The following is a 202-nucleotide window of genomic DNA, read 5'->3' as shown; positions in this document are numbered from 1 at the left end:
GAAGTCGAATGTGGGTCACACGCAGGCGGCGGCGGGTGTTGCTGGTGTGATCAAGATGGTGGAGGCGTTGCGTCGGGGGGCGTTGCCGGCGTCGCTGCATGCCGGGCGGCCGTCGCCGCATGTGGACTGGTCGTCGGGTGGGGTGCGGTTGCTGGACCGGGCGCGTGAGTGGCCGGAGGTGGGAAGGCTGCGTCGGGCGGGT

Annotated in this window: 1 pseudogene; it reads left to right on the top strand. The window is 71.3% G+C overall.

The features are described 5' to 3' along the window. Positions 1-202, top strand: a pseudogene (locus IG94_RS41405) (polyketide synthase); the annotation flags it as partial.

This window comes from Streptomyces olivaceus (assembly GCF_000721235.1).
Taxonomy (GTDB): domain Bacteria; phylum Actinomycetota; class Actinomycetes; order Streptomycetales; family Streptomycetaceae; genus Streptomyces; species Streptomyces olivaceus.
This window is presented reverse-complemented; position numbering and strand designations above follow the sequence as displayed.